Source organism: Micromonospora cynarisoli (assembly GCF_030518815.1).
Taxonomy (GTDB): Bacteria; Actinomycetota; Actinomycetes; order Mycobacteriales; family Micromonosporaceae; genus Micromonospora; species Micromonospora wenchangensis.
Genome location: NZ_CP130426.1, coordinates 2,931,004 through 2,954,726, shown reverse-complemented (window position 1 = coordinate 2,954,726; position 23,723 = coordinate 2,931,004). Strand labels below are relative to the sequence as shown.

Below are 23,723 nucleotides of genomic sequence, written 5' to 3'. Positions count from 1 at the left end.
CCACCCGGCCCGGCGGCCGGCCGGGACCGGGAACCGGCACGACCGGGGAGCGGTTGTGCCGGCCGGGTCAGACAGCCGGGCCGCGCCAGCGGTAGCGCCACTGGTCGCCGGCGGACTCCAACTCGTAGATCTGGGCGTCGACCAGACCCTGCGGGCCGAGGTGGTGGTGGGTCAGCGGGGGACGCTCGTTGCTGTCCAACTCGACGTCGACCGCCTCGCCGTCAGCCGGGCCGTCCGCCAGGGGAATCCGTACCGTCGCAGCCATGCGCCCATCCTGCCAAGCCGGCCGCCGGACCGCAGGATTTGCCGGGGACAGCGGGTTCACCGGGGGACAGCGGGACGGCACGTGCCGCCGCTATCGTCCGCTGATGGCGAAATTCGGATCGATCCGACGCTCGCCCCGGTGCCGGCCCGTACCGACGACGAGCGGGCGGTGCTCGACGCGTTCCTCGACTTCCACCGGGCCACCGCGCTGTGCCCGTTCCCGTGAGCTGGCCGCCCGGTTCCCGCTGGACCATGTCGTGGCGCAGCCGCAGCTCGGGAAGGTGTCGCTGCGCTGGATCATGGTGCATATGATCGAGGAGACCGCCGGGCACGCCGACAACCTCCGTGAGCTGACCGACGGCAGCACCGGCGCGGTCTGAGCGGCAGGGCCCCCTCATCGCCGCCTATCCTGACCCCCGGGTGTCGACGAGGGGGAACGAGTGCTGGTCGTCCACGGGGTGTGGCTGGTCGGGGCCGGTCTGGCGGTGTGGGCGGAGGATTCGACCCGGCCGACCCGGGTGCCGCGCCGCCCCGGCCGGGCCCCGCGCGAACGCCCCCACCCCTTCGCCGCCGAGCCGGGTGCCCTGGCCGCGCTGCTCGGTGACCGTCCGGCGGGCACCGTGCCGCTCACCCTTCCCACCCGGGCGGGCGCGCCGCTGCACTCACCGGAGCTGGTCCCGGCCACCGTCGCGGAACCGGCCCGTGGCCCGGTCACCCTCGCCGCCTGGCGGACCCCCGTCCTCAGGTACGCCCCGGACGACGCGTTCGACCTGCTGCGTACCCTCGACGGGCTCGACGCCGTGGTGGGGGCGGGCCTGCGGCACCTCGCCGAGTTGGCGGGTTTCGCGGTCGACCTGGTGGCCCGTGGCCGGCTGCTGCCCGGCGTGACCGACCGCCCGCCGGGGGACGTGCCGGTGGGCCGACGGTCGGCCGACCGGCCGACGGGGAAGGCGGTCGGGTGGGCGGTGTGGCGGCCCCTGCTCACCGGCGCGGACGCCGCCTGGGCCCGGTCGCTGGCCCTCGCCCTGCCCCCGGCGGTCCGGGCCGCAGTCGACCCCGCATCACCCCCCGCCCGTCCGCGTTCCGGGGCCGATGGGACGGCCGGGGAGCGGCCCGGTCCCCGGGGGACACCCGGCTGCGGGCAGCGCGAAGCAGACGCACCGCCCGCCGACGCCGGCCCGGCCGGTCGACCCGGCGTGCCCGCCGGTGCCGACGGGGTCGGCGGGCTGGTCGCCGACGTGCTGGACCTGCTCACCGACGCCGCCGCCCGCCGGGCGCTGACCGACGCCGACCTGCTCCGGGGCGGTCGACGCGACGGCGTGACGGCCGGGTGGCTGGCGGCGTTGACCGGCCAGCAGCGGCGGTTCACCGCCGAACCCGACGCGCTGGCCACCCTCCGCACCGAGCTGGACGCCTGGCAGCGCGACGCCGTCGGCGGCCCGGTCCGGGCGAGTTTCCGGCTGGTGGAGCCGGCCGACGACGAGATCGTCGACACCCTGACCGTGGTGCCGGCCGACCCGTCGACAGTCGTCGGGCAGGGTGGACGGTGGCGCATCGAGTTCGGTCTCCAGGCCGCCGACGAGCCGGGCCTGCACGTCGCCGCCGGTGACGTCTGGCGGCACCCGGAGCGGCTGCCGGCGCTGGCCGACCGCTACGGCGACCCGCAGGAGACCCTGCTGGCCGAGTTGGGCCGGGCCGGCCGGCTCTGGCCGGAGCTGGACGGGGCCCTGCGCATCCCTGCCCCGGAACAGCTGGAACTGGACGTCGAGGGGGCGCACCGGTTCCTGCGCGAGGGCGCGCCGGTGCTGCACGCCGCCGGGTTCGGGGTGCTGCTGCCGTCCTGGTGGCGGCGGCCGGCGGCGCGGCTCGGCGCCCGGTTGCAGGCCCGCAGCCGGACCGCCCCGGGGACGGTCGCCGCAGCCGGGGCGCTCGGCCTGGATGCGCTCGTCGACTACCGCTGGGAGGTGGCGCTCGGGGACGAGACGGTCGACGCCGACGAGCTGGCGGCGCTGGCCGCGCTGAAGACCCCGCTGGTGCGGCTGCGTGGCCGGTGGGTGGAGCTGGACCCGAAACGGCTGGCCGCCGGCCTGCGGCTGCTGCGCTCCTCCGGCGAGCTGACCGTCGCCGACCTGCTGCGGATGGGGCTGGCCGGGGCGGAGACCCCGGACGCCCTGCCGGTGCTTCAGGTGACCGCCGACGGCCCGCTCGGTGACCTGCTGGCCGGGCAGGCCGAACGGCGGCTCGTCCCGCTGGACCCGCCGCCGGCCTTCAAGGGCACCCTGCGGCCGTACCAGCGGCGCGGCCTGGCCTGGCTGGCGTTCCTCCAGTCGCTCGGGCTCGGCGGGGTGCTCGCCGACGACATGGGGTTGGGCAAGACCGTGCAGTTGCTGGCCCTGCTCGCCGGGGACCCGCCGGACACCGGGCCGACCCTGCTGGTCTGTCCGATGTCGCTGGTCGGCAACTGGCAGCGGGAGGCGGCCCGGTTCACCCCCGGGCTGCGGGTGCACGTGCACCACGGCGCGGACCGGGCCCGGGACGACACGTTCGAACAGGCGGTGCACGCCGCCGACCTGGTGCTCACCACCTACGCGGTGGCCGCGCGGGACGCGGTCGCGCTGGCCTCGGTCGGCTGGCACCGGGTGGTGGTCGACGAGGCCCAGGCGATCAAGAACGCGGCCACCCGGCAGGCCGAGGCGGTCCGGGCGCTGCCCGCCCGGCACCGGATCGCCGTCACCGGCACGCCTGTGGAGAACCGGCTGGCGGACCTGTGGTCGATCATGCAGTTCGCCAATCCCGGCCTGCTCGGCCCGGCCAGCAGTTTCCGGCAGTCGTACGCGGTGCCGATCGAGCGGCACGGCGACGCCGAGGCGGCGGCCCGGCTGCGTCGGGTCACCGGCCCGTTCGTGCTGCGGCGGCTCAAGACCGACGCCTCGATCATCAGCGACCTGCCGGAGAAGCTGGAGATGGAGGTGGTCTGCAACCTCACCGCCGAGCAGGCGTCGCTCTACCGGGCGATCGTCGACGAGATGCTGGCGAAGATCGAGTCGAGCGACGGGATGGAACGCCGGGGCCTGGTGCTGGCCACCATGACCCGGCTCAAGCAGGTCTGCAACCACCCCGCCCAACTGCTGCACGACGGCTCGCCGTTGGCCGGCCGTTCCGGCAAGCTGCAACGGTTGGAGGAGATCGTCGACGAGGTGCTCGCGGCCGGCGAGAAGGCCCTGCTGTTCACCCAGTACGCCGAGTTCGGCGCGCTGCTGCGCGGCCACCTGTCGGCGCGCTTCGGCCGGGAGGTGCTCTACCTGCACGGCGGGGTCGGCAAGGCCGACCGGGACGACCTGGTCACCCGGTTCCAGTCCCCGGACGGCCCGGCCCTGTTCGTGCTCTCCCTCAAGGCCGGCGGCACCGGGCTGACCCTGACCGCCGCCAACCACGTCGTGCACGTCGACAGGTGGTGGAACCCGGCGGTGGAGGACCAGGCCACCGACCGGGCGTTCCGGATCGGCCAACGACGGCGGGTGCAGGTCCGCAAGTTCGTCTGCGCCGGCACCGTCGAGGAGAAGGTGGCCGCGATGATCGCCGACAAGCGGGGGCTGGCCGCGTCGGTGGTGGGCAGCGGCGAGCAGTGGGTCACCGAGCTGTCCACCGGGCAGCTGCGGGAGCTGTTCTCCCTGGACGCCGGGGCGGTGGTCGAGTGAGCCCCCGGGGCGTCGGGGCGCAGGGGCCGTTCGCCGGGTTCGGCCCGCCGCGCCGGGTCGACGGTGGACTGAAGGCACGCAGCACCCGGGGAGCGATCGGGGTCTCCTGGTGGTCCCGGCGCTTCCTGGAGGTGCTGGAGTCGTTCGCGTTGGGCACCCGGCTCACCCGGGGCCGGGCGTACGCACGCCGGGGGCAGGTGCTCCGGCTCGACGTGTCACCCGGGCGGGTCGAGGCGAGCGTGCAGGGCTCCCGGCCCCGGCCCTACCCGGTGACCATCGCCCTGCCGCCGTTCCCGGACGCGCTCTGGGACCGGGTCGAACGCGAGCTGGCCGGGCAGGCGTTCTTCAGCGCCCGGCTGCTCGCCGGCGACCTGCCGGCCGAGCTGGAGGAGTTGTTCGCCGTCGCGGGGGCGCCCCTGTTCCCCCGGTCGGTGGGGGAGCTGACCCAGCGGTGCGGCTGCCCCGACGTCGCGGTGCCGTGCAAGCACCTCGCGGCGACGTTCTACCTGCTCGCCGAGGCGTTCGACGCCGACCCGTTCCAGCTGCTGCACTGGCGGGGCCGCAGCCGCGACGCGTTGCTGGGCCGGCTGCGTGCCCTCCGGGCCGACGCGGTCGGGTCGTCCCACGACACCGACGCCGCGCCGGTCGGCGGGTCCGCCGACGCCGGGCGGGTCACCGGCCCGTCCGACCGGACGCCGGCCCGCGTACCGTCGGTCGTGGACGGTGCGCGGGCCGCCGCGGCGGGGTCGGCCCGGGTGCTCGCCGACCTGCCCGACGTGCCGCCGGCGGTGGACCGGTTCTGGGTGTCGCCGGTGCCGCTGCCGGACCGGCCGCCCATCCTGGCCACCGGCCCGGAACTGCTGCTGCGGCAGCTCGGCTCACCCGCTGCGGCGATCGGCGGCCCCGGCCTGCTGGAGCGCCTGCGCCGGGCCTACCGGGCGTTCGACCCGGGCTGACCCGGGGCGCGGCCGTGATCGACACCAGTGGGGCGATGCCGGGGTGTCCCGTCGCTGCGATGCCACACCATCGCGCCCCTGGTGTCGATCATGGCGCGGGTCAGCGCCAGCGGTGCCGGAAGTGCCACATCAGGCCGGTGTTGGCCGCCAGGACGACGACGCACGCCGCGCCCGCCGTCCGTCCGGCCAGGACGGTCATCGCGGGCAGCGACGCCCACAGGATGACGGTCAGCAGCATCAGCCAGCGCCCGCGTCGGGCCCGGGCCCGATGGTCGAGTCGCGCGAAGAACTTCGGATCGCTCTCCCGGAGCTGCCGGGTGATCTGTTCGAACCTGCGCTGATCCTCTTTGCTGAGCATGGCGGTGCCTTCCCCTCAGGCTTCAGCGGTTCGGCGGCTTACCCGCTGCGGCGGCCGGTCACGCCCTCCTCCTGCTGCTACTTTCGGCTCCGGGCGTCGCCGCCGGTGTGCGGGCCGGGGTCGCCGGGGACGGGCCGCCCGAAACCGGGTCGGCGGGCGCGGAGCACCTCAGCACCGGCTTACCGGGGGCTTAAGTTTCGCTGTGCCGGTGAACGCCACGCCCGGTGACGCGTACCGCCAAAACGTTACGGCGGGGGCGCGGCCGGACACGTCGTCCCTGCTGGGGACGGTGCGGCCCGGTCGGGGCGGAACCACCCGGCCGGTGACGTCGCACAGCGGCACCTTAAGTGCCCCCGCCGACGGCCGTGACCAGCCTTGTCGGCAGCTCAGCCCTTGGCTACCTTCCCGTGGCAACTCCTCCGGCAGCCGCCGCCGCACCCTCCGCCCCGCCCCCGGTCGCAGCGGTACGGCGCATCGAAAGAAAACGGGACCGGTACATGGCCGACCAGAATGTGCCACCGCATCGACCGCACACCCCCGGCGGGCCCACCCCGTCGTACGAGGTCCCGGCCGCGCCGTACGGGACGCCGCCGGTGTCCCGGGGCCCGCAGTGGGTGGGGCCCGAGGGGTTGGGTAGGCAGGCGTTCCACCAGCCGGCCGGCTCCGGACTGCCCCACCTGGACGACGACGGCGACGACCGTGACCGGGTCGGCCGGCGGCGTGCCCTGGTCGCGTTGGGCGGCACCGCCGCCGTGGTGGCAGGCGGTGCGGCGCTGGCGATGAGCCCCCAGGTACGCGGCCTGTTCGGCGACGCCGCCGCCGGGGATGCCACAGGCGTCACCGCCACCGACGGCACGCCGGCCCGCCCCGGCGGCCAGCAGCCCAGCACGGTACGCACCTACACCGAGCAGAACGAGAGCTACATGGGCTCCCGGGCCGGTGCGGCGCTGAAGAAGAACTCGCCCAGCGGTGGCCGGACCTTCTCCGGGCCGGCCGACGCGGCGGCGCGGACCCCGGTGACGGTGCGGACGGTGCTGGCCAAGGACCCCGTCCGGCACCTGGCCAGCCGGGCCACCTTCGGGGCCACCCCGAAGGTGCTCGCCGACATCAGGCGGATGGGCATCGACGCCTGGGTGCGCCGGCAGCTCGACCCGGAGAAGATCGCGCCGAGCGCCGCCGAGCTGAAGCTCGCCGAACTGCCCACCCTCGCCCTGAGCAGCCAGCAGGTACGCGACCAGCGGGAGCAGCTCAACGAGCGAGGCGCGCAGCCGGAGAAGGAGACGGTCGACGGCACGCTGGCCCGGCAGATCTGGTCGGAGCGGCAGCTCTACGAGGTGATGGTCGACTTCTGGAACGACTTCCTGCACGTCGCGGCGGACTTCGACGGCGGTGAGGCGTACCGGAACTCGTTCGACAGGGACGTGGTGCGCAAGCACGCCATGGGCAGCTACCCGGACATGCTGGTGGCGGCGAACAAGCATCCGGCGCTGCTGCTCTACCTCAACCAGAACGACTCCCGGGCCGACGCGGTCAACGAGAACCTGGCCCGGGAGAACCTGGAGCTGTACTCGGTCGGGGTCGACGGCGGCTACACCGAGAAGGACGTCCGGCAGGCCGCCCTGCTCCAGACCGGCCGGGGCGTCGACGACGGGAAGTACGTCTTCCGTCACGACCGGCACTACCGGGGCAAGGTGAAGATCCTCGGCTTCAGCCACCCCAACGACTCGACCGACCCGAAGAAGACCGACCAGGTCATCGACGCCTACATCACCTACCTCGCGCTGCACCCGTCGACCGCCCGGTACGTGGCCCGCAGCCTGGCCACCCGGTTCGTCTCGGACACCCCGCCGAAGTCCCTGGTGGACCGGCTCGCCAAGATCTACACGGTCAACAAGGGCTCGGTGAAGCCGCTGCTGATGTCGCTGTTCAGCTCCTCGGAGTTCTGGGCGGCGGTGGGGCAGAAGGTGCGCCGGCCGATGGAGTACCTGGTCGTCACCTACCGGACGCTTGGCGTCGGGCCGCAGGCCGGGCCGGGTTTCCGGCAGGGCGACAGCAAACGCACCGCGTTCGCCCAGGGGCTGCGCCAGATCCACGACAAGCTGCGCGAGCTGGGCCAGTACCCGATGGGCCAGCCCACCCCCGACGGCTACCCCGACGTCTACGTCGCCTGGACGTCGGCCGGCACGATGGTCAACGGCTGGAACGAGGCAGCCGACCTGATCGCCGGCAACCGCACCCAGTTCACCTACACCAGGCCGGAGCGGTTGGTGGCCAAGCCGCCGACCACCGCCGGGGCGTACGTGGACGCGTTGGCGCAACGGCTGGTGCACCAGAAGCTGTCCACGCGGGAGAAAAACCTGATCCTCGGTGTGGCCGGCGTGTCCGCCACCGCCAGGGTCGACGCCACGTTCAACGGGGCGATCGCCGCCGTCGCGCGGGCGATCCTCGCGTCCCCCCAGCACCACCTGCGGTGAGGCAGACGATGGAGAAGCCGGTGACGCACCCGATGGAGAAGACCGTGCCCGCGTTCCCCCTGCACCCCGAGTGCCCCGACCTGCGCCGGCTCGCCGACGACCCGGCGCAGGCGCTGCTGCGCGCCGAGGCCGACCTCGTCGCCGCCGAGGCCGACCGCTACCGCCGGCTGGAGGACCTGGAGGAGGCCCAGCAGGACGGGCGCGGGGTGACCCGGCGGACGTTCGTCGCCGGTGCCGCCGCCGCCACCGCGCTGGCCACCGCCCAGTTCGTCACCACCTCCGCGTCGTTCGCGGCGACGAAGACCGGCACCCTGATCCACGTCTTCCTCTACGGCGGGCTGGACGGGCTGAGCCTGGTCGCCCCCGCCGACGACCCGGTGCTCGCCAAGGCCCGCCCCGACCTGCTGCTCGGCGGCGACTCGCTGGCCCTGGGCCGGGGATTCAAGCTGACCAGCGCGTTCGCCCCGCTGGAGAGGTGGCTGAAGGCCGGTCAGCTCGGGTTCGTCCCGGCGGTCTCCGACGAGCGACTGTCCCGCAGCCACTTCCAGGCCGCCGATGCCTGCAACCTCGGCGGCCTGCCCAGCGAGACAGGCGGCCGGGGCTGGCTGGACAGCCTGGTCGACGCCCTCGGCAAGGGCACCGCGTTCCGCAGCGTCGGCATCGGCAGCACGCTGCCCCGCTCGCTGGTCGGCACCAACGGCGCGTTGTCGCTCAACAGCGTCGGCTCGCTGCGGCTCAACGGCGACGACCGCTACCGGGCGGCCACCGAGAAGGCGATCCGGGGCCTGTTCACCGGGATCAACCACCCGGTCGAGGAGGCGGTGATCGAGGGGATGGGCGCGCTGTCCACCGCCCAGCAGCTCGCCGCCAAGCCGTACCAGCCGGCCGAGGGTGTGACGTACGAGGGCGTCGGGTACGCCTTCCAGCAGCTCGCCCAGCTCATCAAGGGCGGGGCGAACGTCCGGGTCGCCACGGTCGGGATGGGCGGCTACGACACCCACGAGAACCAGGGCACCCGCTCCGGCGGTCAGCTCCACCGCCGGCTCGGGGAGCTGGCGAAGGCGATGGCGGCGTTCCTCACCGACCTGGGCGAGCGGGCCGCCGACGTCACCATCATGGTGTCCAGCGAGTTCGGCCGCCGGGTCGCCTCCAACGGCGGCGGCACCGACCACGGCCACGGCGGGGTGGTCACCATCCTGTCCGGCCGTAAGCTCGCCGGCTCGCTGCTGGGCCGCTGGGACGGACTGGGCGATCTGGACTCGGGGGACGTACCCGAGTACAACAACATGTTCGACGTCTACGGCGCGGTGGCGCAGGGCCGGTTCGGGCTGACCACCGCCCAGGTCGACCGGATCTTCCCGCGGCGCAAGTACACCCCGATGAAGCTCTACGCGTGACCCACCAGGACATGCACGCCGCCGGCCGGCGTACCCGGAACCCGTCGGGGTACGCCGGCCGGCCGGCTGCGTCCGTACCCCCGCCGCCGGCCCGGCCCCGGCGCGGCTCCGCCGGCCGACGGGCGCTGTCCGCGCTGTTCTGGGTCGGTCTGGTGGCCGCGGTGCTGCCGTGGTGGCTCGACACCCCGGCCGGCTCGTTGACCGGCACCGCCGACGTGCTCACCGCCGCCGGCCGGGTCACCGGCCTGGTCGCCGGCTACCTGCTGCTGGTGCAGGTGCTGATGATGAGCCGTCTCGGCCTGCTGGAACGCGGGGTCGGCGGCGAGCGGTTGTCCCGGGTGCACCGGGACCTCGGCGCGACGCTGCTGGTGGCGGTGCTGGCGCACCTGTCGCTGCTGGTGGTCGGCTACGCGCGGACCCAGGGCAACCCGGTCGGCGCCCAGGTGGGGGTGCTGCTGCGCGACTTCGACGACATGGTGTCCGCCTTCGCCGCGGCCGGCATCCTGGTGCTCGTCGGCGGCACCGGCATCCGGGCGGTCCGCCGGGCGGTGCCCTACGAACTCTGGTACCACCTGCACCTGACCAGCTACCTGGCGCTGCTGCTCGGCTTCGGCCACCAGTTCAGCAACGGCGCGCAGCTCTTCCCGCCCGGCCCGGTCCGCACCGGCTGGATCGCCGGCTACCTGCTGGTCGCCGCCGCCCTGGTGTGGGGCCGGCTGGTCGCGCCGCTGCTGCTCAACCTGCGGCACCGGCTGCGGGTGGCCGACGTGGTGGCGGAGAGCCCCGACACCGTCTCGATCTACCTCACCGGCCGCCGGCTGCACCAGCTCGACCCGCTCGGCGGGCAGTACCTGCGCTGGCGGTTCCTGGCCCGGGGCTGCTGGTGGCAGTCGCACCCGTTCTCGCTCTCCGCCGCCGCGAACGGCCGCTGGCTGCGGCTGACCGTGAAGGTGGTCGGCGGGCACACCCGGGACCTGCGTGACCTCGACCCGGGCACCCGGGTCTGGGCGGAGGGGCCCTCCGGCACGTTCACCGCCGCGCACCGCACCCGGGACCGGGCGCTGCTGATCGCCGGTGGCAGCGGCATCGGCCCGCTGCGGGCGATGCTGGAGGAACTGCCCGTCGGCGCGGCCCTGATCTACCGGGCCCGCACCCCGGCCGACGTGCTGTTGCAGCACGAGCTGGACTGGCTGGCCCAGGCCCGGCAGACCGCCGTCTGGTACGTCGTCGGCTCCCGCGACGACGCCGGCCCCCGCCAGGTGATGAACCCGGACGGGCTGCGCCGGCTGGTGCCCGACCTGACCCGCCGCGACGTCTACCTGTGCGGCCCGCAGGGGCTGGTCGACTCCTCGGTGCGGGTGCTCCGGCAGGCCGGCGTGCCCCGCCGGCAGATCCACCTCGCCCCGTTCGAGCTGTAGGAGGGCACCTGACATGCGTCGCGCGCTGCTCGCCATCACCGGGTTGGCCGCCGGCACCACCGCGCTGGTGGTGCTCAAGGGCGCACCGGAGGACCGCCAGGTCGCCCGGGACCTGCCGGCCGGCGCATTGGTCGGCTCGCCGGACCGCACCGACCCCACCATCCCCGGCGCGACGCCGCAGCGGACCGCCGCGACGCCCCGGCCGACCGGCCGGCCCGACGCCACCGCCGGCCGCACCCCGGCCGCGCGGCGGACCACCCCCGGCGGGGACGCCGGCACGCGCCGCACCCCGGCCGCCGGCCGGAGCACCGGCACCGCGCCGAAGCCCACCACCCGCACGGTCACCGGCCCGGTGGTGTCCACCGAGTTCGGCAACGTGCAGGTGCGGATCACCGTCTCCGGCACGCGGATCGTCGACGCGGTGGCCCTGGAACTGCCCCAGGGCGGCCAGTCCGACCTGCGCAGCGACCGGGTCGACGCCGCCTACAGCGGCACCAGCGGCGACGTGGTGCGCCAGCAGGGCGCCAACCTGGACACGGTGTCCCAGGCGACCGCCACCAGCGACGGCTACCGGCGGTCGTTGCAGGCCGCGCTCGACCAGGCCCGCTAGGTGGGCGCGCCGTCGACCCGACCCGGCCTGCGCCGGGTCGAGCAGGTCATGGGTACGGCGATCAGCCTGGACCTCGCCACCGACCTGCCCGCCGCCGTCCTGCGTACGCTCGCCGACGACACGTTCCGCTGGCTGCGGGAGGTCGACGCCCGGTTCACCACCTACCGCGAGGACAGCGAGGTGCGCCGCCTCGACCGGGGGGAACTGCCGCCGGCCGGGGCGTCGGCGGACCTGCGCACCGTGCTGGCCCGCTGCGCCGACCTGTGGGCCGACACCGACGGCTTCTTCGACGCGTACGCCACCGGCCGGCTGGACCCCTCCGGTTACGTGAAGGGCTGGGCCGCCCAGGTCGCCTCGGACCGGCTGGTGGCCGCCGGGGCGGTCGACCACTGCCTCAACGCCGGCGGTGACGTCCGGGTGCGCGGGCACTCGTCGTCCGGGCTGCCGTGGCGGATCGGCGTCCGGCACCCGTGGGACGCGGACGCCACCTGCCTGGTGCTCACCGGCACCGACCTGGCCGTCGCCACCTCGGGCGTCTACGAACGGGGGCACCATGTGCTCGACCCGCGCCGGGGCGTACCGGCCCGGGGGCTGCGCTCGGTCACCGTGGTCGGCCCGGACCTGGGCGTCGCCGACGCGTACGCCACGGCGGCGGTGGCGATGGGCGTGGCCGGCGTCGGGTGGCTCGACCGGCTGCCCGGCCACCTGCACGCGGTGGTCACCGACGACGGTCGGCTGCTGCGCTCCACCGCCCTGCCGCTGGCCGACTGAGGCGTCGGCGGGGTCACCTGCCGCTGGGGGCGCTCACCGGGTCGTGCGGTGGGTGCCGGCCGGGCGGGAGCCGGTCGGCCGGGGGCGACCCGGGCGGGAGCCGGCCGGGCGGGTGTCCGACCAGTGGCGGGACCGTCGCCGGTACGGCGGTTCGGTGCCGTCGGTGTGCCGCATCTCGTCCCTGGCCATGTCGTACCCCCGCTCCGGTGGCGCGTGCGCGCCGTCGTGGTGTGCAACGAGTCCGGCGTCGGCGGGGACGCTGGCGGGAACCCGACCCGCTGCGGCCGGGTCGGCCGGTGGCGGCCGGTCAGTGGCCGCGCCGGGGCAGCGGGAGCTGGCCGGGCAGCAGCTCCGGGGTCAGCGTCACCCCGTCGGCCCGCAACGTCTCGATCAGGGTGTTCTGCAACAGGTACGAGTCGGGCAGCCGCCAGCGGGCCTGCTCCGGAGCGACCGCCCAGCGCACCGGACCCTCGGGCAGCCGGGTGGGGGGTGCCGGAATCCACGAGCCGGTGCCGTGCCGGACGACGTGGAAGCAGTGTTCCAGCTCGGGGCGCAGCGGGTCGCCGGAGCGGACCAGGAACATCCACCGCCCGGTCGGGGTCACCACCACCGGGCCCCGGGCACCCGGCCCGGCGGGGTGGCCGGGTACGGCGTCGAGCAGCCGCCGGCCCAGGTGCGCCGACACCTCCAGCACGTCGAACGCCCGGCCGGTGGGCAGCAGCACCCCGTGCGGGCGGCTGCGCCACCAGGTGGCCACCCGGGCCGGGTCGGCGCTCGCCCCCCGCTCCCAGTTCTCCAGCGCGGGGTGGCAGCCGACGGTGGGACAACCGGCCCGGCCGCACACGAAACGGCTGCGTGCCAGGCAGGCACCGGGGGTCACCTCCCAGCCGTGCACCGCGTACCGGACGGCGATCCGGCGCAGCCGGACGCGTTCGATCGGTGCCAGCTGGGCGACCCGTGGCCCGACGTTCCCCCACATGTCCAGTGCTCTCCTCTGGCTCCGACCGGTCACCGCCACCCCTCACGTCGAGCGCCGTCACTGTCGCGATCCGGGATCGTTGACACCTGACGAACGCCTCATGCAACTTGCACGAAGCTATGAGAACTGGCTGTACGTGTGACGTACACGCTGTGCGACCAGCGACAACCTGGGCGGACGGATCGGCGACGCCCAACGTGGGTCGTCCGGAGCCCGACCGGACGACCCACGAGGGGGAGGAACGGGAGAAGATGGACGAGCTTCCGATCGGGCGACGGGTGGCCTACTGGCGCGGGCGACGGAAGATGTCCCAGCAGGTCTTCGCCGACCGGCTCGGCAAGTCCAAGAGCTGGGTCGACAAGGTCGAACGCGGGGTCCGCCGGCTGGACAAGTTCTCCGTGCTGTACGAGATCGCCGTGATCCTCCGGATCGACGTGCAACTGCTGCTCGGCAAGGACCCGGAGCGGCGTACCGACGCGTTGAGCTGCATCGACCAGTTCGAGGTGCAGGAGATCCGGGCCGCCCTGGAGCAGTACTCCTCGATGACCGCGTACTTCGACGGGGTGTCGTACCCGCCGCCCCTGGCCGACCTGCGCAAGGCCGTCACCCACGCCTGGCTCACCTACCAGTACGGCCGGTACGCGATGCTCACCCGGGCGCTGCCGAAACTGCTGCGCGACGCCCAGGCCGCCGACGCCGGCTACGGCGGCGAGCAGGGCCGGGAGGCCGCCCACCTGCTCGGGCAGGTCTACCAGATCGCCTCCTCGGTGCTGCGCAAGCTGGGCGAGTGCGAGCTGGCCTGGCTGGCCGCCGACCGGTCGATGGCGGTCGCCCAGCGGGCCGACGACCAACTGCTGGCCGGTGTCGCCACGGCCCGGGTCTGCAACGCGCTGGTGGCGATGGGCCGGGCCCGGCCCGCGCTGGAGTTGAACCTCAGCATCGCCAACCAGCTCGCCCCCGGCGGCATGAACGACAGCGCGCCGGACCGGCTCTCCGTCTACGGCATGCTGCTGTTGCAGGGCGCGATGGCCGCCGCCCGGTTCGGCGACTCCGACGCCGTCGAGGACCTGCTGTACGGGGCCAACGAGGCGGCGCTGATGCTCGGCAGCGACCAGAACCACTACTGGACCTCGTTCGGCCCGACCAACCTGGAACTGCACCGGGCCGCCGCCGCCGTGGAACTGGGCGACGGCGGGCGGGCGGTGGAGATCCACCAGCGCATCCCCGAGCCGAGCTTCAACGGGCTGCTGCCCGAGCGGCGGGCCCACCACCTGCTCGACCTGGCCCGGGGCTACAGCCAGCTCGGTGACGTCGCGATGGCGGGGGAGATGCTGCTGCGCGGCGACCGGCTCGCCCCGTCCGAGATCCGCTGCCGACCCATCGCCCACGAAGTGATGACCGACGTGCTGCGTCGCACACGTGGTGCGTTGCCCGCGCCGATTGCGGAGTTGGCTGAGCAGATGGGAGTCGGAGTATGAACACGGCGGCGGCCGGATGAGCGGCAGCCCCCACCAGAGCAGTGAGCACCGCGGAGTGCTCTACGTCATCGCCTGCGGTTCGCCGCTGGCCCGTCACCTCGACCGACTCGTCGGCCTGGCCCAGGACGACGGCTGGGAGGTCTGCGTCGTCACCACGCCCGACGGGGCGAAGTTCGTCGACCGGGCCGCGCTGGCCCGGCAGACCGGACACCCGGTGCGCACCCACTACAAGAACCCGGGCGACCCGGACCTGCTGCCCCCGGCCGACGCGATGCTGGTCTGCCCGGCCACCGTCAACACGGTCAACAAGTGGGCGGCCGGGATCACCGACACGTTGGCGCTGGGCCTGCTCGTCGAGGGGCAGGGCCGGGGCGTGCCGGTGGTGGTGGTGCCGTTCACCAACGCGGCGATGGCCGCGCACCCGGCGTTCCAGACCGGCCTGCGCCGGCTGGCCGAGTGGGGTGCCACGGTGCTCTTCGGCGACGACGTCTACCCGTTGCACCCACCCGGCACGGGGGAACGGCACCTGCACGCCTTCCCGTGGGAGGCGGCGGTCGCGGCCCTGCCGGGCCGCTTCCGGGCCACCTCGGCGGCCTGACCCGTCGACGGGCGTGGGCGTGGCCGCCACCGTGCGCCGGTAAGCTGACCGGCCGTGAGCACAACCGCGTCCCCGCCGTCCGTCGCCGATGTGGTCGCCGAGTTGGATCGGCGTTACCCGCCCGCCTGGGCCGAGGAGTGGGACCGGGTCGGTCTGGTGCTCGGTGAGCCCACCGACCCGGTCCGCCGCGTCTACGGCACGGTCGACGTCGTCCCGGAGACGGTCGCCGAGGCGCTCGCCGCCGGTGCCGACCTGATCGTCGCGCACCACCCGCTGCTGCTGCGCGGCGTCTCCTCGGTCGCCCCGACCACCTGGAAGGGGCGGATCGTGCACGACCTGATCCGCGCCGGGGTGGCCCTGTACGTGGCGCACACCAACGCCGACGTCGCCGCGCCGGGCGTCTCCGACGCGCTGGCCGCCCGGTTCGGGCTGACCGGCCTGCGCCCGCTGCACCCCTCCGCGCCGGGTTCGGCGTCGGCCGGCGGCGGGCGGGGCATCGGCCGGGTCGGTGAGCTGCCCACCCCGCTGACGCTCGCCGAGTTGACCGAGCGCGCCGCCGCCGTCCTGCCGGCCACCGTCTGGGGGGTTCGCGCCGGGGGCGATCCCACGCGTATCGTGCGTACCCTCGCGGTCAGCGGCGGCTCCGGCGACGGCTTCCTGGCCGCGGCGACCGCCGCCGGTGCGGACGCGTTCCTCACCTCCGACCTGCGGCACCATCCCGCCGGTGAGCACCTCGCCGCCGGTGGGCCCGCCCTGCTGGACGCCGCACACTGGGCGACCGAACGACCCTGGCTGGACGACGTGGCCGCCCACCTGCGGGCCGGCTTCGGCGTCGAGGCCGTGGTGTCCGACCTGGACACCGACCCGTGGACCGTGCACGCCGCCGCACCCGCGATGGACGACAAGGAGCCCCGACCGTGAAGGCTGAACCCCAGGTCCAGCGCCGCCTGCTCGACCTCCAGGCGATCGACACCACCCTCGCCCAACTCGCCCACCGCCGCCGGTCGCTGCCGGAGCGGGCCGAGCTGGAGGGCCTGGCCCGGGAGCTGTCCGCCCTGGAGGACGAGCGGGTCCGCGCCCAGGTCGCCGTGGACGACCTGGACCGGGACATCGCCCGGCTGGAGAAGGACATCGACCAGGTGCGGGCCCGCAAGAGCAAGGACGAGGCCCGGCTGGCCAGCGGCAGCGGACCGGCCCGGGAACTGGAGGCGCTCCAGCACGAACTGGTCTCGCTCAACCGCCGCCAGGGTGACCTGGAGGACGCCGAGCTGGAACTGATGGAGCAGCGGGAGACGGCACAGGCCACCCTCGACGGGATCGAGGCCCGCATCGCCGAGGCCCGGGACCGGCGGGCCGCCGTCGAGCAGCGCCGCGACGAGAGCCTGGCCGCGATCGCCAAGGAGGAGGAGTTCAAGCAGGGCGCGCGCAAGCCGCTCGCCGCCGACCTCCCCGCCGACCTGGTCACCCTCTACGACAAGATCCGCGAGGACACCGGCCTCGGCGCGGCGCTGCTCACCGCCGGTCGCTGCGGCGGCTGCCGGTTGGAGCTGTCCGGCGCGGACCTGGCCCGGATCCGCCGCTCGGCCCCGGACGAGGTGGTCCGCTGCGAGGACTGCCGCCGGATCATGGTGCGTACCAACGAGTCGGGGCTGTAGCCCGGTGGCGGTGCGCGCGGTCGTCGTCGAGGCCGACGGCGGGTCCCGGGGCAACCCCGGGCCGGCCGGTTACGGTGCCGTGGTCCGCGACCCGGCCACCGGCGAGGTGCTGGCCGAACGGGCCGAGTCGATCGGCACGGCCACCAACAACGTCGCCGAGTACCGGGGTCTGATCGCCGGGCTGGAGGCCGCCGCCGAGCTGGGCGCGGCCGACGTCGACGCCCGGATGGACTCGAAGCTGGTGGTCGAGCAGATGTGCGGCCGGTGGCAGATCAAGCACCCGGGGCTGCGTCCGCTCGCCGCGCGGGCCGCCGCGCTTGTCGACCGCTTCGAGTCGGTCCGGTTCAGTTGGATCCCCCGGGACCGCAACCGGCACGCCGACGCCCTGGCGAACGCCGCGATGGACACCGCCGCCGGCAAGCCGTCCCGGTCGGTGGCGGGTTCGGCCGGCGGTGAGCCGCCCCGGTCGGTGGCGGGTGCCGACTCGCCCGGCCGGGCGCAGGCCCGCGAGGTGGCCGCCCGGGCCGCCACCCGGTCCACCGGCACGGACCCGGCGACCGCCAAGGCGTCCTGGGAGCCGAGGCCGAGCTTCACCGCCACCCGGCTGATCCTGGTCCGGCACGGGGAGACCGAGTGGACCGTGCAGCACCGCTACGCCGGCCGCGCCGACGTGCCGCTGTCCGGGTCCGGTCAGGCCCAGGCACGGGCCACGGCCACCCGGGTGGCGGCGCTGGCCCCGTCCGTCGCGGCCGTGCTCAGCTCCCCGCTGTCCCGGTGTACGGCCACCGCCGAAGCGATCGCCGCCGCGCTCGGTGATCTGCCGGTCCGCCCGCAGGACGACTGGATCGAGTGCGACTTCGGGGACTGGGACGGGCACACCTTCGCCGAGGTCCGCGACAGGTGGCCGGGTGAATTGGACGCCTGGCTCGCCTCGACCCGGGTCGCGCCGCCGGGCGGTGAGTCGTTCACCGAGGTCGGGCAGCGGGTCGACCGGGCGATGGCGGCGCTGCGGGAGGCGTACCCCGGGGAGACCGTGGTGGTCGTCTCGCACGTCTCGCCGATCAAGCTGGCCCTGCGCGACGCCCTGGCCGCCGAGGACGCCCTCCTGCACCGGCTCTACCTGGACGCGGCCGGCATCTCGGTGCTCGACATGTGGCCCGACGGGGGCGTCGCGGTCCGTTCCGTCAACGACACCGCCCACCTCCCGGTCCGCTGATCCCGGATCGTCCCCGAACCGGCCCGGGATTCCCGGGCCGGTTCGTCATCGGTCGATGCGCCACGCCGTCCGTCGTGCCGTTCGGCGCAGCCGGAACGCCGTTGGGCGCATCGTCAAGCGCCAATTGATCGTGACCGGCCACACCGGGTCGTAGCGTCCGGCCGTTACTGGCCGGAACGACTACCGGAGGTAGGTCAGATGACCGCTGGCGAACCGGAGACGCCGCGTACGACGTCGTCCAGGGCGACGGACCACAGCCCCTGGAACTGGTTGCTCCTCATACCGATCGTGGTGCCGCTGATACCGGCGCTGTTCAACGCGGACTCGCCCCGGATCTTCGGCTTCCCGCGCTTCTACTGGCTGCAACTGGCCTGGATCCTGCTCGGGGTGGCCACCACCACGCTGGTCTACCAGACGACCAAGAAGCGGGGAGCCCGGTGAGCGCGAGGAGTGAGCCGGTTTTGCGAGCCCCGCAGTCGCGAACGGAGGTGATCAACTGATGTGGCGCGATCACTTGACCGAGATCATCGTGTTCTCGGCGTTGTTCCTGCTGGTCAGCGCGATGGGTTTCGTGGCGGCCCGGTGGCGGGCGCCGAAGGACATGGCGCACCTCGACGAGTGGGGGCTGGGCGGGCGCAGCTTCGGCGGCTGGATCACCTGGTTCCTGGTCGGCGGTGATCTCTACACGGCGTACACGTTCGTGGCGGTGCCGGCGCTGATGTTCGGGGCGGGCGCGGCCGGGTTCTTCGCCGTGCCGTACACGATCGTCGTCTATCCGCTGGTGTTCCTGGTGCTCTGCCGGCTCTGGTCGGTGTCGCACCGGCACGGTTTCGTCACCCCGGCCGACTTCGTCCGCCGCCGGTTCGACTCGCCGGTGCTGGCGCTGCTGATCGCGATCACCGGCATCGTGGCGACCATGCCGTACATCGCGTTGCAGTTGGTGGGCATCGAGGCGGTGCTCAAGACGATGGGGGTCACCGGGGACAGCGCGCTGGCGCGGCACCTGCCGATCATCATCGCCTTCGCGATCCTGGCCGCCTACACCTACCAGTCCGGGCTGCGCGCGCCGGCGCTCATCGCGTTCGTCAAGGACAGCCTGATCTACATCGTGATCCTGGTGGCGGTGATCTACCTGCCGTACAAGCTGGGGGGTTGGGGTTCGATCTTCGACGCGGCGGACGCGAAGTTCGCCGCCTCGCCGAATCCGAACGACGGCATCCTGCTCAACGCCAACAACCAGCTCCAGTACGTCACCCTGGCGTTCGGGTCGGCGCTGGCGCTGTTCCTCTACCCGCACAGCATCACCGGCGTGCTGGCCAGCCGGAACCGGGACGTGATCAAGCGGAACATGTCGGCGCTGCCGGCGTACAGTCTGCTGCTCGGCCTGATCGCCCTGCTCGGCTTCATGGCGATCGCGGCCGGGGTGAAGCCGCTGCCCGGGGCGAAGGAGGGCACCGTCGACAGCAACACGGTGGTGCCGGTGCTGTTCGACCAGCAGTTCCCGGACTGGTTCGCCGGGGTGGCGTACGCGGCGATCGGCATCGGCGCGCTGGTGCCGGCGGCGATCATGTCGATCGCGGCGGCGAACCTGTTCACCCGCAATATCTACAAGGAGTACCTGAAGCGGGACGCCAGCCCGGCGCAGGAGGCGAACGTCTCGAAGATCACCTCGCTGGTGGTCAAGGTCGGCGCGGTGGCCTGCATCGTCTTCCTCGATCCGCAGTTCTCCATCGACCTCCAGCTCATCGGCGGTGTGATCATCCTCCAGACGCTGCCGGCGGTGGCGCTGGGCCTCTACACCCGCTGGTTCCACCGGGGCGCGCTGATCGCCGGCTGGGCGGCCGGCATGGGGCTGGGCATGTGGATGCTCTACCAGATCCCCAACCCGGCGTCGAAGCGCGCGCACTTCGGCGGGTCGGCGTTCCCGCTGTCCGACTTCGGCTTCGACACCACGAAGACGATCTACGTCGGCATCGTGGCCGTGCTGGTGAACCTGGTGGTGGCGGCGCTGGTCACGCTGGCGTTGCGGGCGGCGAAGGTGGCCGACGGCGTGGACGGCACCACCCCCGACGACTACTTCGCCGACGAGGGCGACCCCCGCGTCACCCCCGGCCCCGACCGCGACGCCGACTCGGCCCGCGAGCCGGTCGCCTGACCCCGCCGCCCCTCCCTGCCCGCGCGCCTTCCCCGGTCCCCCTCCCGCCTTCCCTCGCCCGCCCCGTCCGACCCCGTGATCAAGAGGTTTGCGTCAACTAGCGGTGTAGAGGTGACCTAAACCTTCTGATCGACGGGGTCGGACGGGGCGGGAGGGGGTCAGCGGCGGCGGGTGCGGGAGTCGAGGGCCTGGTTGAGCCGGCCCAGCAGGGTGGCCAGGGTGTCCCTGTCGGTGGGAGGCCAGTCGGCCAGGATGTCGCCGTAGAGCCGGGTCCGGGCGGCCCGGACGGCGGCCATCCGGTGCAGGCCGGCGGGGGTGGGGGAGATCACCGTGCCCCGGCCGTCCGCCGGGTCGGGGGCGCGGGCGATCAGGCCGTCGCGTTGCAGCGCCGAGACCTGCCGGGTGACCGTGGAGCCGTCCAGGTTGAGCCGGGCGGCCAGCGCCGAGACGTTCTGCGGGCCGGTGGCGTCGAGGTGGCGCAGGATCACGTACGCCGCCCGGTCGAGGACCCGGTGCTCGGCGCTGCCGGTGGCCCGGCGGGTGGCCTCGCCCAGCCGCATCAACAGGGCGACCTCGGTCTCGATCCGGCCGAGGGTGGCCTCGTCCGACTCCGTTCGCTTCGCCTGGTCGTCGCTCATAGCTGTATGATACAACCGAATTACCTGTACGATACAGCTATCTGTGGCTTCGGCCCGACAGGAGGCGGAGTGGACCGGCGAACCGAGCCCCACCGCAGTGCCATCTACGCCACCACGCTGGTGGCCTTCCTCGCCATCGCCGGCATCGCCGTGGTGGACCCCATCCTGCCCGCCATCGGCACCGCGATCGGCGTCACCGCCTGGCAGGTCGAACTGCTGTTCACCGCGTACATCGCGGTGATGGCCGTCGGGATGATCCCGGCCACCCTGGCCAGCGGACGCTTCGGCTTCAAGCCGGTGCTCGTCGCCGGCGTCTCCGTGGTCGGCCTGGCCGCCATCGCCGCCTCGTTCAGCAACGACATCGTGCAGCTGTCGGTGCTGCGCGGCGTCTGGGGACTGGGCAACGCGATGTTCTTCGCCACCGCCATGGTGGTCCTGGTCAACCTCGCCAACGACCGGGAATGGGTGGTCGGCCTCTTCGAGACCGCGCTCGGCCTCGGCTTCGCCGTCGGCCCGCTGATCGGCGGCCTGCTCGGGGAGATCAGCTGGCGACTGCCGTTCTTCGTCTGCGGCATGTTCATGGTGCTCGCCCTGCTGGTGGCCGCCCGCCGGCTCCGCGAGCCGACCCACCGGCAGCCGCCCGTCCGGCTGGGGCAGATCGCCGCCACCTACCGCCGGCCGGCGTTCATCACCCTCTGCGTGGTCACCGCCGCCTACAACTTCGTCTTCTTCGTGGTGCTCGGCTACACGCCGCTCTTCCTCGGCCTCGACGTCATCCCCCTCGGCCTCGCGTTCACCGGCTGGGGTCTCGGCCTGGCCGCCGGCATCCTGCTCATCGGCCACCGGCTCGCCCACCGGATCGGTGCGGTGCAGACCGTCGGGGTGGCGCTGGTCGGCCTGCTGGCCTGCATGGTCCTCTTCGCCACCTCGGCCGGCACCGTCGAGTCGCTGGTGGTGCTCGTCGTCGCCGGCCTGTGCATGGGCCTGGCCAACGCCAACCTCACCGACCTGGCCCTCGGCCTCGGCTCCGCCGACCGTCGGGTCGCCACCGGCGCGTTCAACCTGGTCCGCTGGGGCGCCGCCGCACCCGCGCCGATCCTCGCCGGCAAACTCGCCGAACACGGGCTGGCGTTGCCGTTCTGGGTCGGCGCCGGGGTACTCGCCGTCGGCCTGCTGGTCTACCTGACCTGCGCGCACCTGATGGCCGCCGGGTACGGCGAACGGCTGCTCTGGTCCCGCTGGAACCGGGCCGCCCGGCAGGCCGAGCACACCCCCGAGGAACCCGTCGGCGAGGCGTACTGAGCGGACCGGGGCCGCTCAGCCGAGCGCCCGCCAGAGCAGGTAGAGGCCGATCGCCGTACCGAAGCAGACGATCAGCGTCCGGAGCACCACCGGCGGCAGCCGGCGGGTCACCCGCGCCCCCACGTACCCGCCGAGCATCGTGGCCGGCGCGACCACCGCGACCGCCGCCCAGTTGACCGGCCCGAACAGGGCGAACACCACCAGGGTGGTCAACCCCACCACGGCCGACAGCAGGTTCTTCACCGCCGACACCCGGGCCAGCGTCGCGTCCAGCACCAGGGCCAGGCCGGCCACCAGCATCACCCCGAGCGCCGCGCCGAAATAGCCGCCGTACACCGTGCCGACCGCGACCATCGCCTGCACCGTGAGGGTACGGCGGCGCGGGCCCAGGTCGGCCGGGTGCCCGACCAGCCGGCGCAGCGGCCCCTGGAAGGCCAGCACCGCCGTGGCCCCGAGCACCAGGAACGGCACCATCAGGTCGAACGCCCGCGCCGGGGTGGCCAGCAGGAGCAGACAACCGACCCCCGTGCCGAGCACCGCCGTCGGCAGCAACGGCCACAGCGTCCGGCGGGGCGGCAGATCCATCCGGCTGCCCGCCACACTCGCCGCGTAGCCGGGGAAGACCGACACCGAGTTGCTGACGTTCGCCGCCACGGGCGGAATGCCCACCGCGATCATCGCCGGGAAGGTGATCAGCGAACCACCGCCTGCCGCCGCGTTCACCGTGCCCGCGGCGAGACCGGCGATGACCAGCAGTACGGCATCGGAGAGGTCCATGGTGCCCAGAGGCTAGTAGGCCCTGATCAAAGCCCCTCCACCGGCTCAGCCGCGTACCAGATTCGCCTTCCGGCCGGTGCGGGCGGAGGTGGGGTGGAATCGGGGCGGGCCGCCGCGTCGTTAGGATGGGGGCGCGACGGACGAGTCGACCGGGCGGTCGCGTCGGCGGGCTGCGGCCCGCCGCCGAGGAACGTCCGGACTCCACAGGGCAGGGTGGTTGCTAACGGCAACCCGGGGCGACCCGCGGGACAGTGCCACAGAAAACAGACCGCCGGCCCCGTTCGGGGACGGTAAGGGTGAAACGGTGGGGTAAGAGCCCACCAGCACCCCGGGTGACCGGGGTGGCTCGGTAAACCCCACCCGGAGCAAGGCCAAGCAAGGGCCGTCACCGCACGTTGACGACCCGGCGCAGACGCTTGAGGGCTGCCCGCCCGATGTCTGCGGGTAGGCCGCAGGAGCCTGTCGGCGACGGCAGGCCGAGATGGATGGCCGCCGCCGGTGCGGACCCCGCGAGGGGTACGCGCCGCGCACAGAATCCGGCGTACAGGTCGACTCGTCCGTCGCCCACCAGCTCAGAGCCGTGATCATGGCTCTGAGCTGGTTCTATGTTCGGGCGTCGATGGTCGTTCTTGGTCAACATTGGCCGGCGTTTGACGCCCTGTAGACGCCCTGTAGCCGCCCTGACGCCCTGGAGACGCCCTGAGTGCTGGCTCAGTCGACCTTGGCTCGGGTCCGCCCTGCTGCGCCGTCGTGGGGCCTTTGCGGGGTCGGCGCGTGGGGGCTCCGGGCAGGGGCCGGCGGCTGCGGGGGAGGGTCGGGCACGTCTTGGCCGTGGAGTTGGGTGCTGGGATGGGATGAGCCAGTGGCAAGCCAGTCCCGGGGTTGGACTGGCGCGGCAGCCGGAAGCCCCGACCACGCGACCAGGCCGGCCCCGCCGGCTTCCGTCACGGCCTCGCCGGGTCTGGTCCCTCTGGTTGGC

The 23,723-nt window shown here is 73.9% G+C and carries 22 protein-coding genes, 1 other RNA gene and 1 pseudogene; 18 read left to right on the top strand and 6 right to left on the bottom strand.

Annotation, left to right across the window (positions count from 1 at the left end):
• Positions 1-67: 67 nt before the first annotated feature.
• Entirely contained in the window at positions 68-265 is a 198-nt protein-coding gene (locus Q2K16_RS12170; RefSeq protein WP_088644837.1) for a hypothetical protein, read from the bottom strand.
• Positions 266-346: 81 nt separating this feature from the next.
• Here Q2K16_RS12170 and Q2K16_RS33235 point away from each other — a divergent pair, with 81 nt between their 5' ends.
• From Q2K16_RS33235 to Q2K16_RS12155, 4 genes and pseudogenes are all read left to right on the top strand, one after another.
• Positions 347-490: a hypothetical protein gene (locus Q2K16_RS33235; RefSeq protein WP_489671952.1), complete on the top strand. Its 144-nt coding sequence runs from the start codon at positions 347-349 to the stop codon at positions 488-490.
• A pseudogene (locus tag Q2K16_RS33230) lies at positions 474-644 on the top strand (mycothiol transferase); the annotation flags it as partial. The gene Q2K16_RS33235 and the pseudogene Q2K16_RS33230, both read left to right, overlap by 17 nt.
• 60 nt (positions 645-704) lie before the next feature.
• Positions 705-3,962 (top strand): SNF2-related protein, encoded by a 3,258-nt coding sequence (locus tag Q2K16_RS12160; RefSeq protein WP_302745464.1) that lies wholly within the window; start codon positions 705-707, stop codon positions 3,960-3,962.
• Positions 3,959-4,918 (top strand): SWIM zinc finger family protein, encoded by a 960-nt coding sequence (locus Q2K16_RS12155; RefSeq protein WP_302745462.1) that lies wholly within the window; start codon positions 3,959-3,961, stop codon positions 4,916-4,918. The genes Q2K16_RS12160 and Q2K16_RS12155 overlap by 4 nt, the downstream gene beginning before the upstream one ends.
• Before the next feature lie 100 nt (positions 4,919-5,018).
• Here the strand turns inward: Q2K16_RS12155 and Q2K16_RS12150 are convergent, their stop codons facing one another.
• Positions 5,019-5,276: a DUF3040 domain-containing protein gene (locus Q2K16_RS12150; RefSeq protein ID WP_302745460.1), complete on the bottom strand. Its 258-nt coding sequence runs from the start codon at positions 5,274-5,276 to the stop codon at positions 5,019-5,021.
• A 497-nt stretch (positions 5,277-5,773) separates the two neighbouring features.
• Here Q2K16_RS12150 and Q2K16_RS12145 point away from each other — a divergent pair, with 497 nt between their 5' ends.
• Genes Q2K16_RS12145 through Q2K16_RS12125 form a run of 5 tightly spaced genes read left to right on the top strand, consistent with a single transcriptional unit; the run spans position 5,774 to position 11,946 of the window.
• The gene (locus tag Q2K16_RS12145; RefSeq protein ID WP_302745459.1) at positions 5,774-7,750 is read left to right on the top strand and encodes a DUF1800 domain-containing protein; all 1,977 of its coding nucleotides are present in this window, start codon (positions 5,774-5,776) and stop codon (positions 7,748-7,750) included.
• Positions 7,751-7,770: 20 nt separating this feature from the next.
• Complete coding sequence (locus tag Q2K16_RS12140) at positions 7,771-9,147, top strand: DUF1501 domain-containing protein (RefSeq protein ID WP_302745457.1); 1,377 nt, start codon at positions 7,771-7,773, stop codon at positions 9,145-9,147.
• Positions 9,144-10,565 carry a ferredoxin reductase family protein gene (locus Q2K16_RS12135; protein WP_302745455.1) on the top strand — a complete coding sequence of 474 codons (1,422 nt, stop codon included), beginning with the start codon at positions 9,144-9,146 and terminating at the stop codon, positions 10,563-10,565. The genes Q2K16_RS12140 and Q2K16_RS12135 overlap by 4 nt, the downstream gene beginning before the upstream one ends.
• 13 nt (positions 10,566-10,578) lie before the next feature.
• A complete protein-coding gene (locus Q2K16_RS12130; protein WP_302745454.1) occupies positions 10,579-11,175 on the top strand; it encodes an FMN-binding protein in 597 nt (198 codons plus the stop codon).
• A 48-nt stretch (positions 11,176-11,223) separates the two neighbouring features.
• On the top strand, positions 11,224-11,946 hold the full coding sequence (locus Q2K16_RS12125) for an FAD:protein FMN transferase (protein ID WP_302746453.1): 723 nt from the start codon (positions 11,224-11,226) through the stop codon (positions 11,944-11,946).
• 33 nt (positions 11,947-11,979) lie between these two features.
• Here the strand turns inward: Q2K16_RS12125 and Q2K16_RS12120 are convergent, their stop codons facing one another.
• Both Q2K16_RS12120 and Q2K16_RS12115 read right to left on the bottom strand, forming a co-directional pair.
• On the bottom strand, positions 11,980-12,135 hold the full coding sequence (locus Q2K16_RS12120; RefSeq protein WP_302745453.1) for a hypothetical protein: 156 nt from the start codon (positions 12,133-12,135) through the stop codon (positions 11,980-11,982).
• 118 nt (positions 12,136-12,253) lie between these two features.
• Positions 12,254-12,925, bottom strand: a complete 672-nt coding sequence (locus Q2K16_RS12115) for a bifunctional DNA primase/polymerase (RefSeq protein WP_302745451.1) — start codon at positions 12,923-12,925, stop codon at positions 12,254-12,256.
• A gap of 251 nt (positions 12,926-13,176) precedes the next feature.
• Here Q2K16_RS12115 and Q2K16_RS12110 point away from each other — a divergent pair, with 251 nt between their 5' ends.
• From Q2K16_RS12110 to mctP, 7 genes are all read left to right on the top strand, one after another.
• Positions 13,177-14,403: a helix-turn-helix domain-containing protein gene (locus Q2K16_RS12110; RefSeq protein WP_302745449.1), complete on the top strand. Its 1,227-nt coding sequence runs from the start codon at positions 13,177-13,179 to the stop codon at positions 14,401-14,403.
• 16 nt (positions 14,404-14,419) lie between these two features.
• Positions 14,420-15,001, top strand: a complete 582-nt coding sequence (locus Q2K16_RS12105; protein ID WP_302745448.1) for a flavoprotein — start codon at positions 14,420-14,422, stop codon at positions 14,999-15,001.
• A 54-nt stretch (positions 15,002-15,055) separates the two neighbouring features.
• Entirely contained in the window at positions 15,056-15,922 is an 867-nt protein-coding gene (locus Q2K16_RS12100; protein WP_302745446.1) for a Nif3-like dinuclear metal center hexameric protein, read from the top strand.
• The gene (locus Q2K16_RS12095; RefSeq protein WP_302745444.1) at positions 15,919-16,656 is read left to right on the top strand and encodes a zinc ribbon domain-containing protein; all 738 of its coding nucleotides are present in this window, start codon (positions 15,919-15,921) and stop codon (positions 16,654-16,656) included. The genes Q2K16_RS12100 and Q2K16_RS12095 overlap by 4 nt, the downstream gene beginning before the upstream one ends.
• A 4-nt stretch (positions 16,657-16,660) precedes the next feature.
• The gene (locus tag Q2K16_RS12090; RefSeq protein ID WP_302745443.1) at positions 16,661-17,872 is read left to right on the top strand and encodes a bifunctional RNase H/acid phosphatase; all 1,212 of its coding nucleotides are present in this window, start codon (positions 16,661-16,663) and stop codon (positions 17,870-17,872) included.
• A gap of 198 nt (positions 17,873-18,070) precedes the next feature.
• Positions 18,071-18,313 (top strand): DUF3311 domain-containing protein, encoded by a 243-nt coding sequence (locus Q2K16_RS12085; RefSeq protein ID WP_302745442.1) that lies wholly within the window; start codon positions 18,071-18,073, stop codon positions 18,311-18,313.
• 58 nt (positions 18,314-18,371) lie between these two features.
• Positions 18,372-20,027 carry a monocarboxylate uptake permease MctP gene (gene mctP, locus Q2K16_RS12080; protein WP_302745440.1) on the top strand — a complete coding sequence of 552 codons (1,656 nt, stop codon included), beginning with the start codon at positions 18,372-18,374 and terminating at the stop codon, positions 20,025-20,027.
• A 158-nt stretch (positions 20,028-20,185) separates the two neighbouring features.
• Here mctP and Q2K16_RS12075 read toward each other — a convergent pair whose 3' ends face one another.
• Positions 20,186-20,665 carry a MarR family winged helix-turn-helix transcriptional regulator gene (locus Q2K16_RS12075; protein ID WP_302745438.1) on the bottom strand — a complete coding sequence of 160 codons (480 nt, stop codon included), beginning with the start codon at positions 20,663-20,665 and terminating at the stop codon, positions 20,186-20,188.
• A 69-nt stretch (positions 20,666-20,734) separates the two neighbouring features.
• Here Q2K16_RS12075 and Q2K16_RS12070 point away from each other — a divergent pair, with 69 nt between their 5' ends.
• Complete coding sequence (locus tag Q2K16_RS12070) at positions 20,735-21,967, top strand: MFS transporter (RefSeq protein WP_302745436.1); 1,233 nt, start codon at positions 20,735-20,737, stop codon at positions 21,965-21,967.
• A 15-nt stretch (positions 21,968-21,982) separates the two neighbouring features.
• Here Q2K16_RS12070 and Q2K16_RS12065 read toward each other — a convergent pair whose 3' ends face one another.
• Entirely contained in the window at positions 21,983-22,744 is a 762-nt protein-coding gene (locus tag Q2K16_RS12065) for a sulfite exporter TauE/SafE family protein (protein ID WP_302745434.1), read from the bottom strand.
• A gap of 141 nt (positions 22,745-22,885) precedes the next feature.
• Here Q2K16_RS12065 and rnpB point away from each other — a divergent pair.
• An RNA gene (rnpB, locus tag Q2K16_RS12060) (RNase P RNA component class A) lies at positions 22,886-23,304 on the top strand.
• Positions 23,305-23,723: the final 419 nt, after the last annotated feature.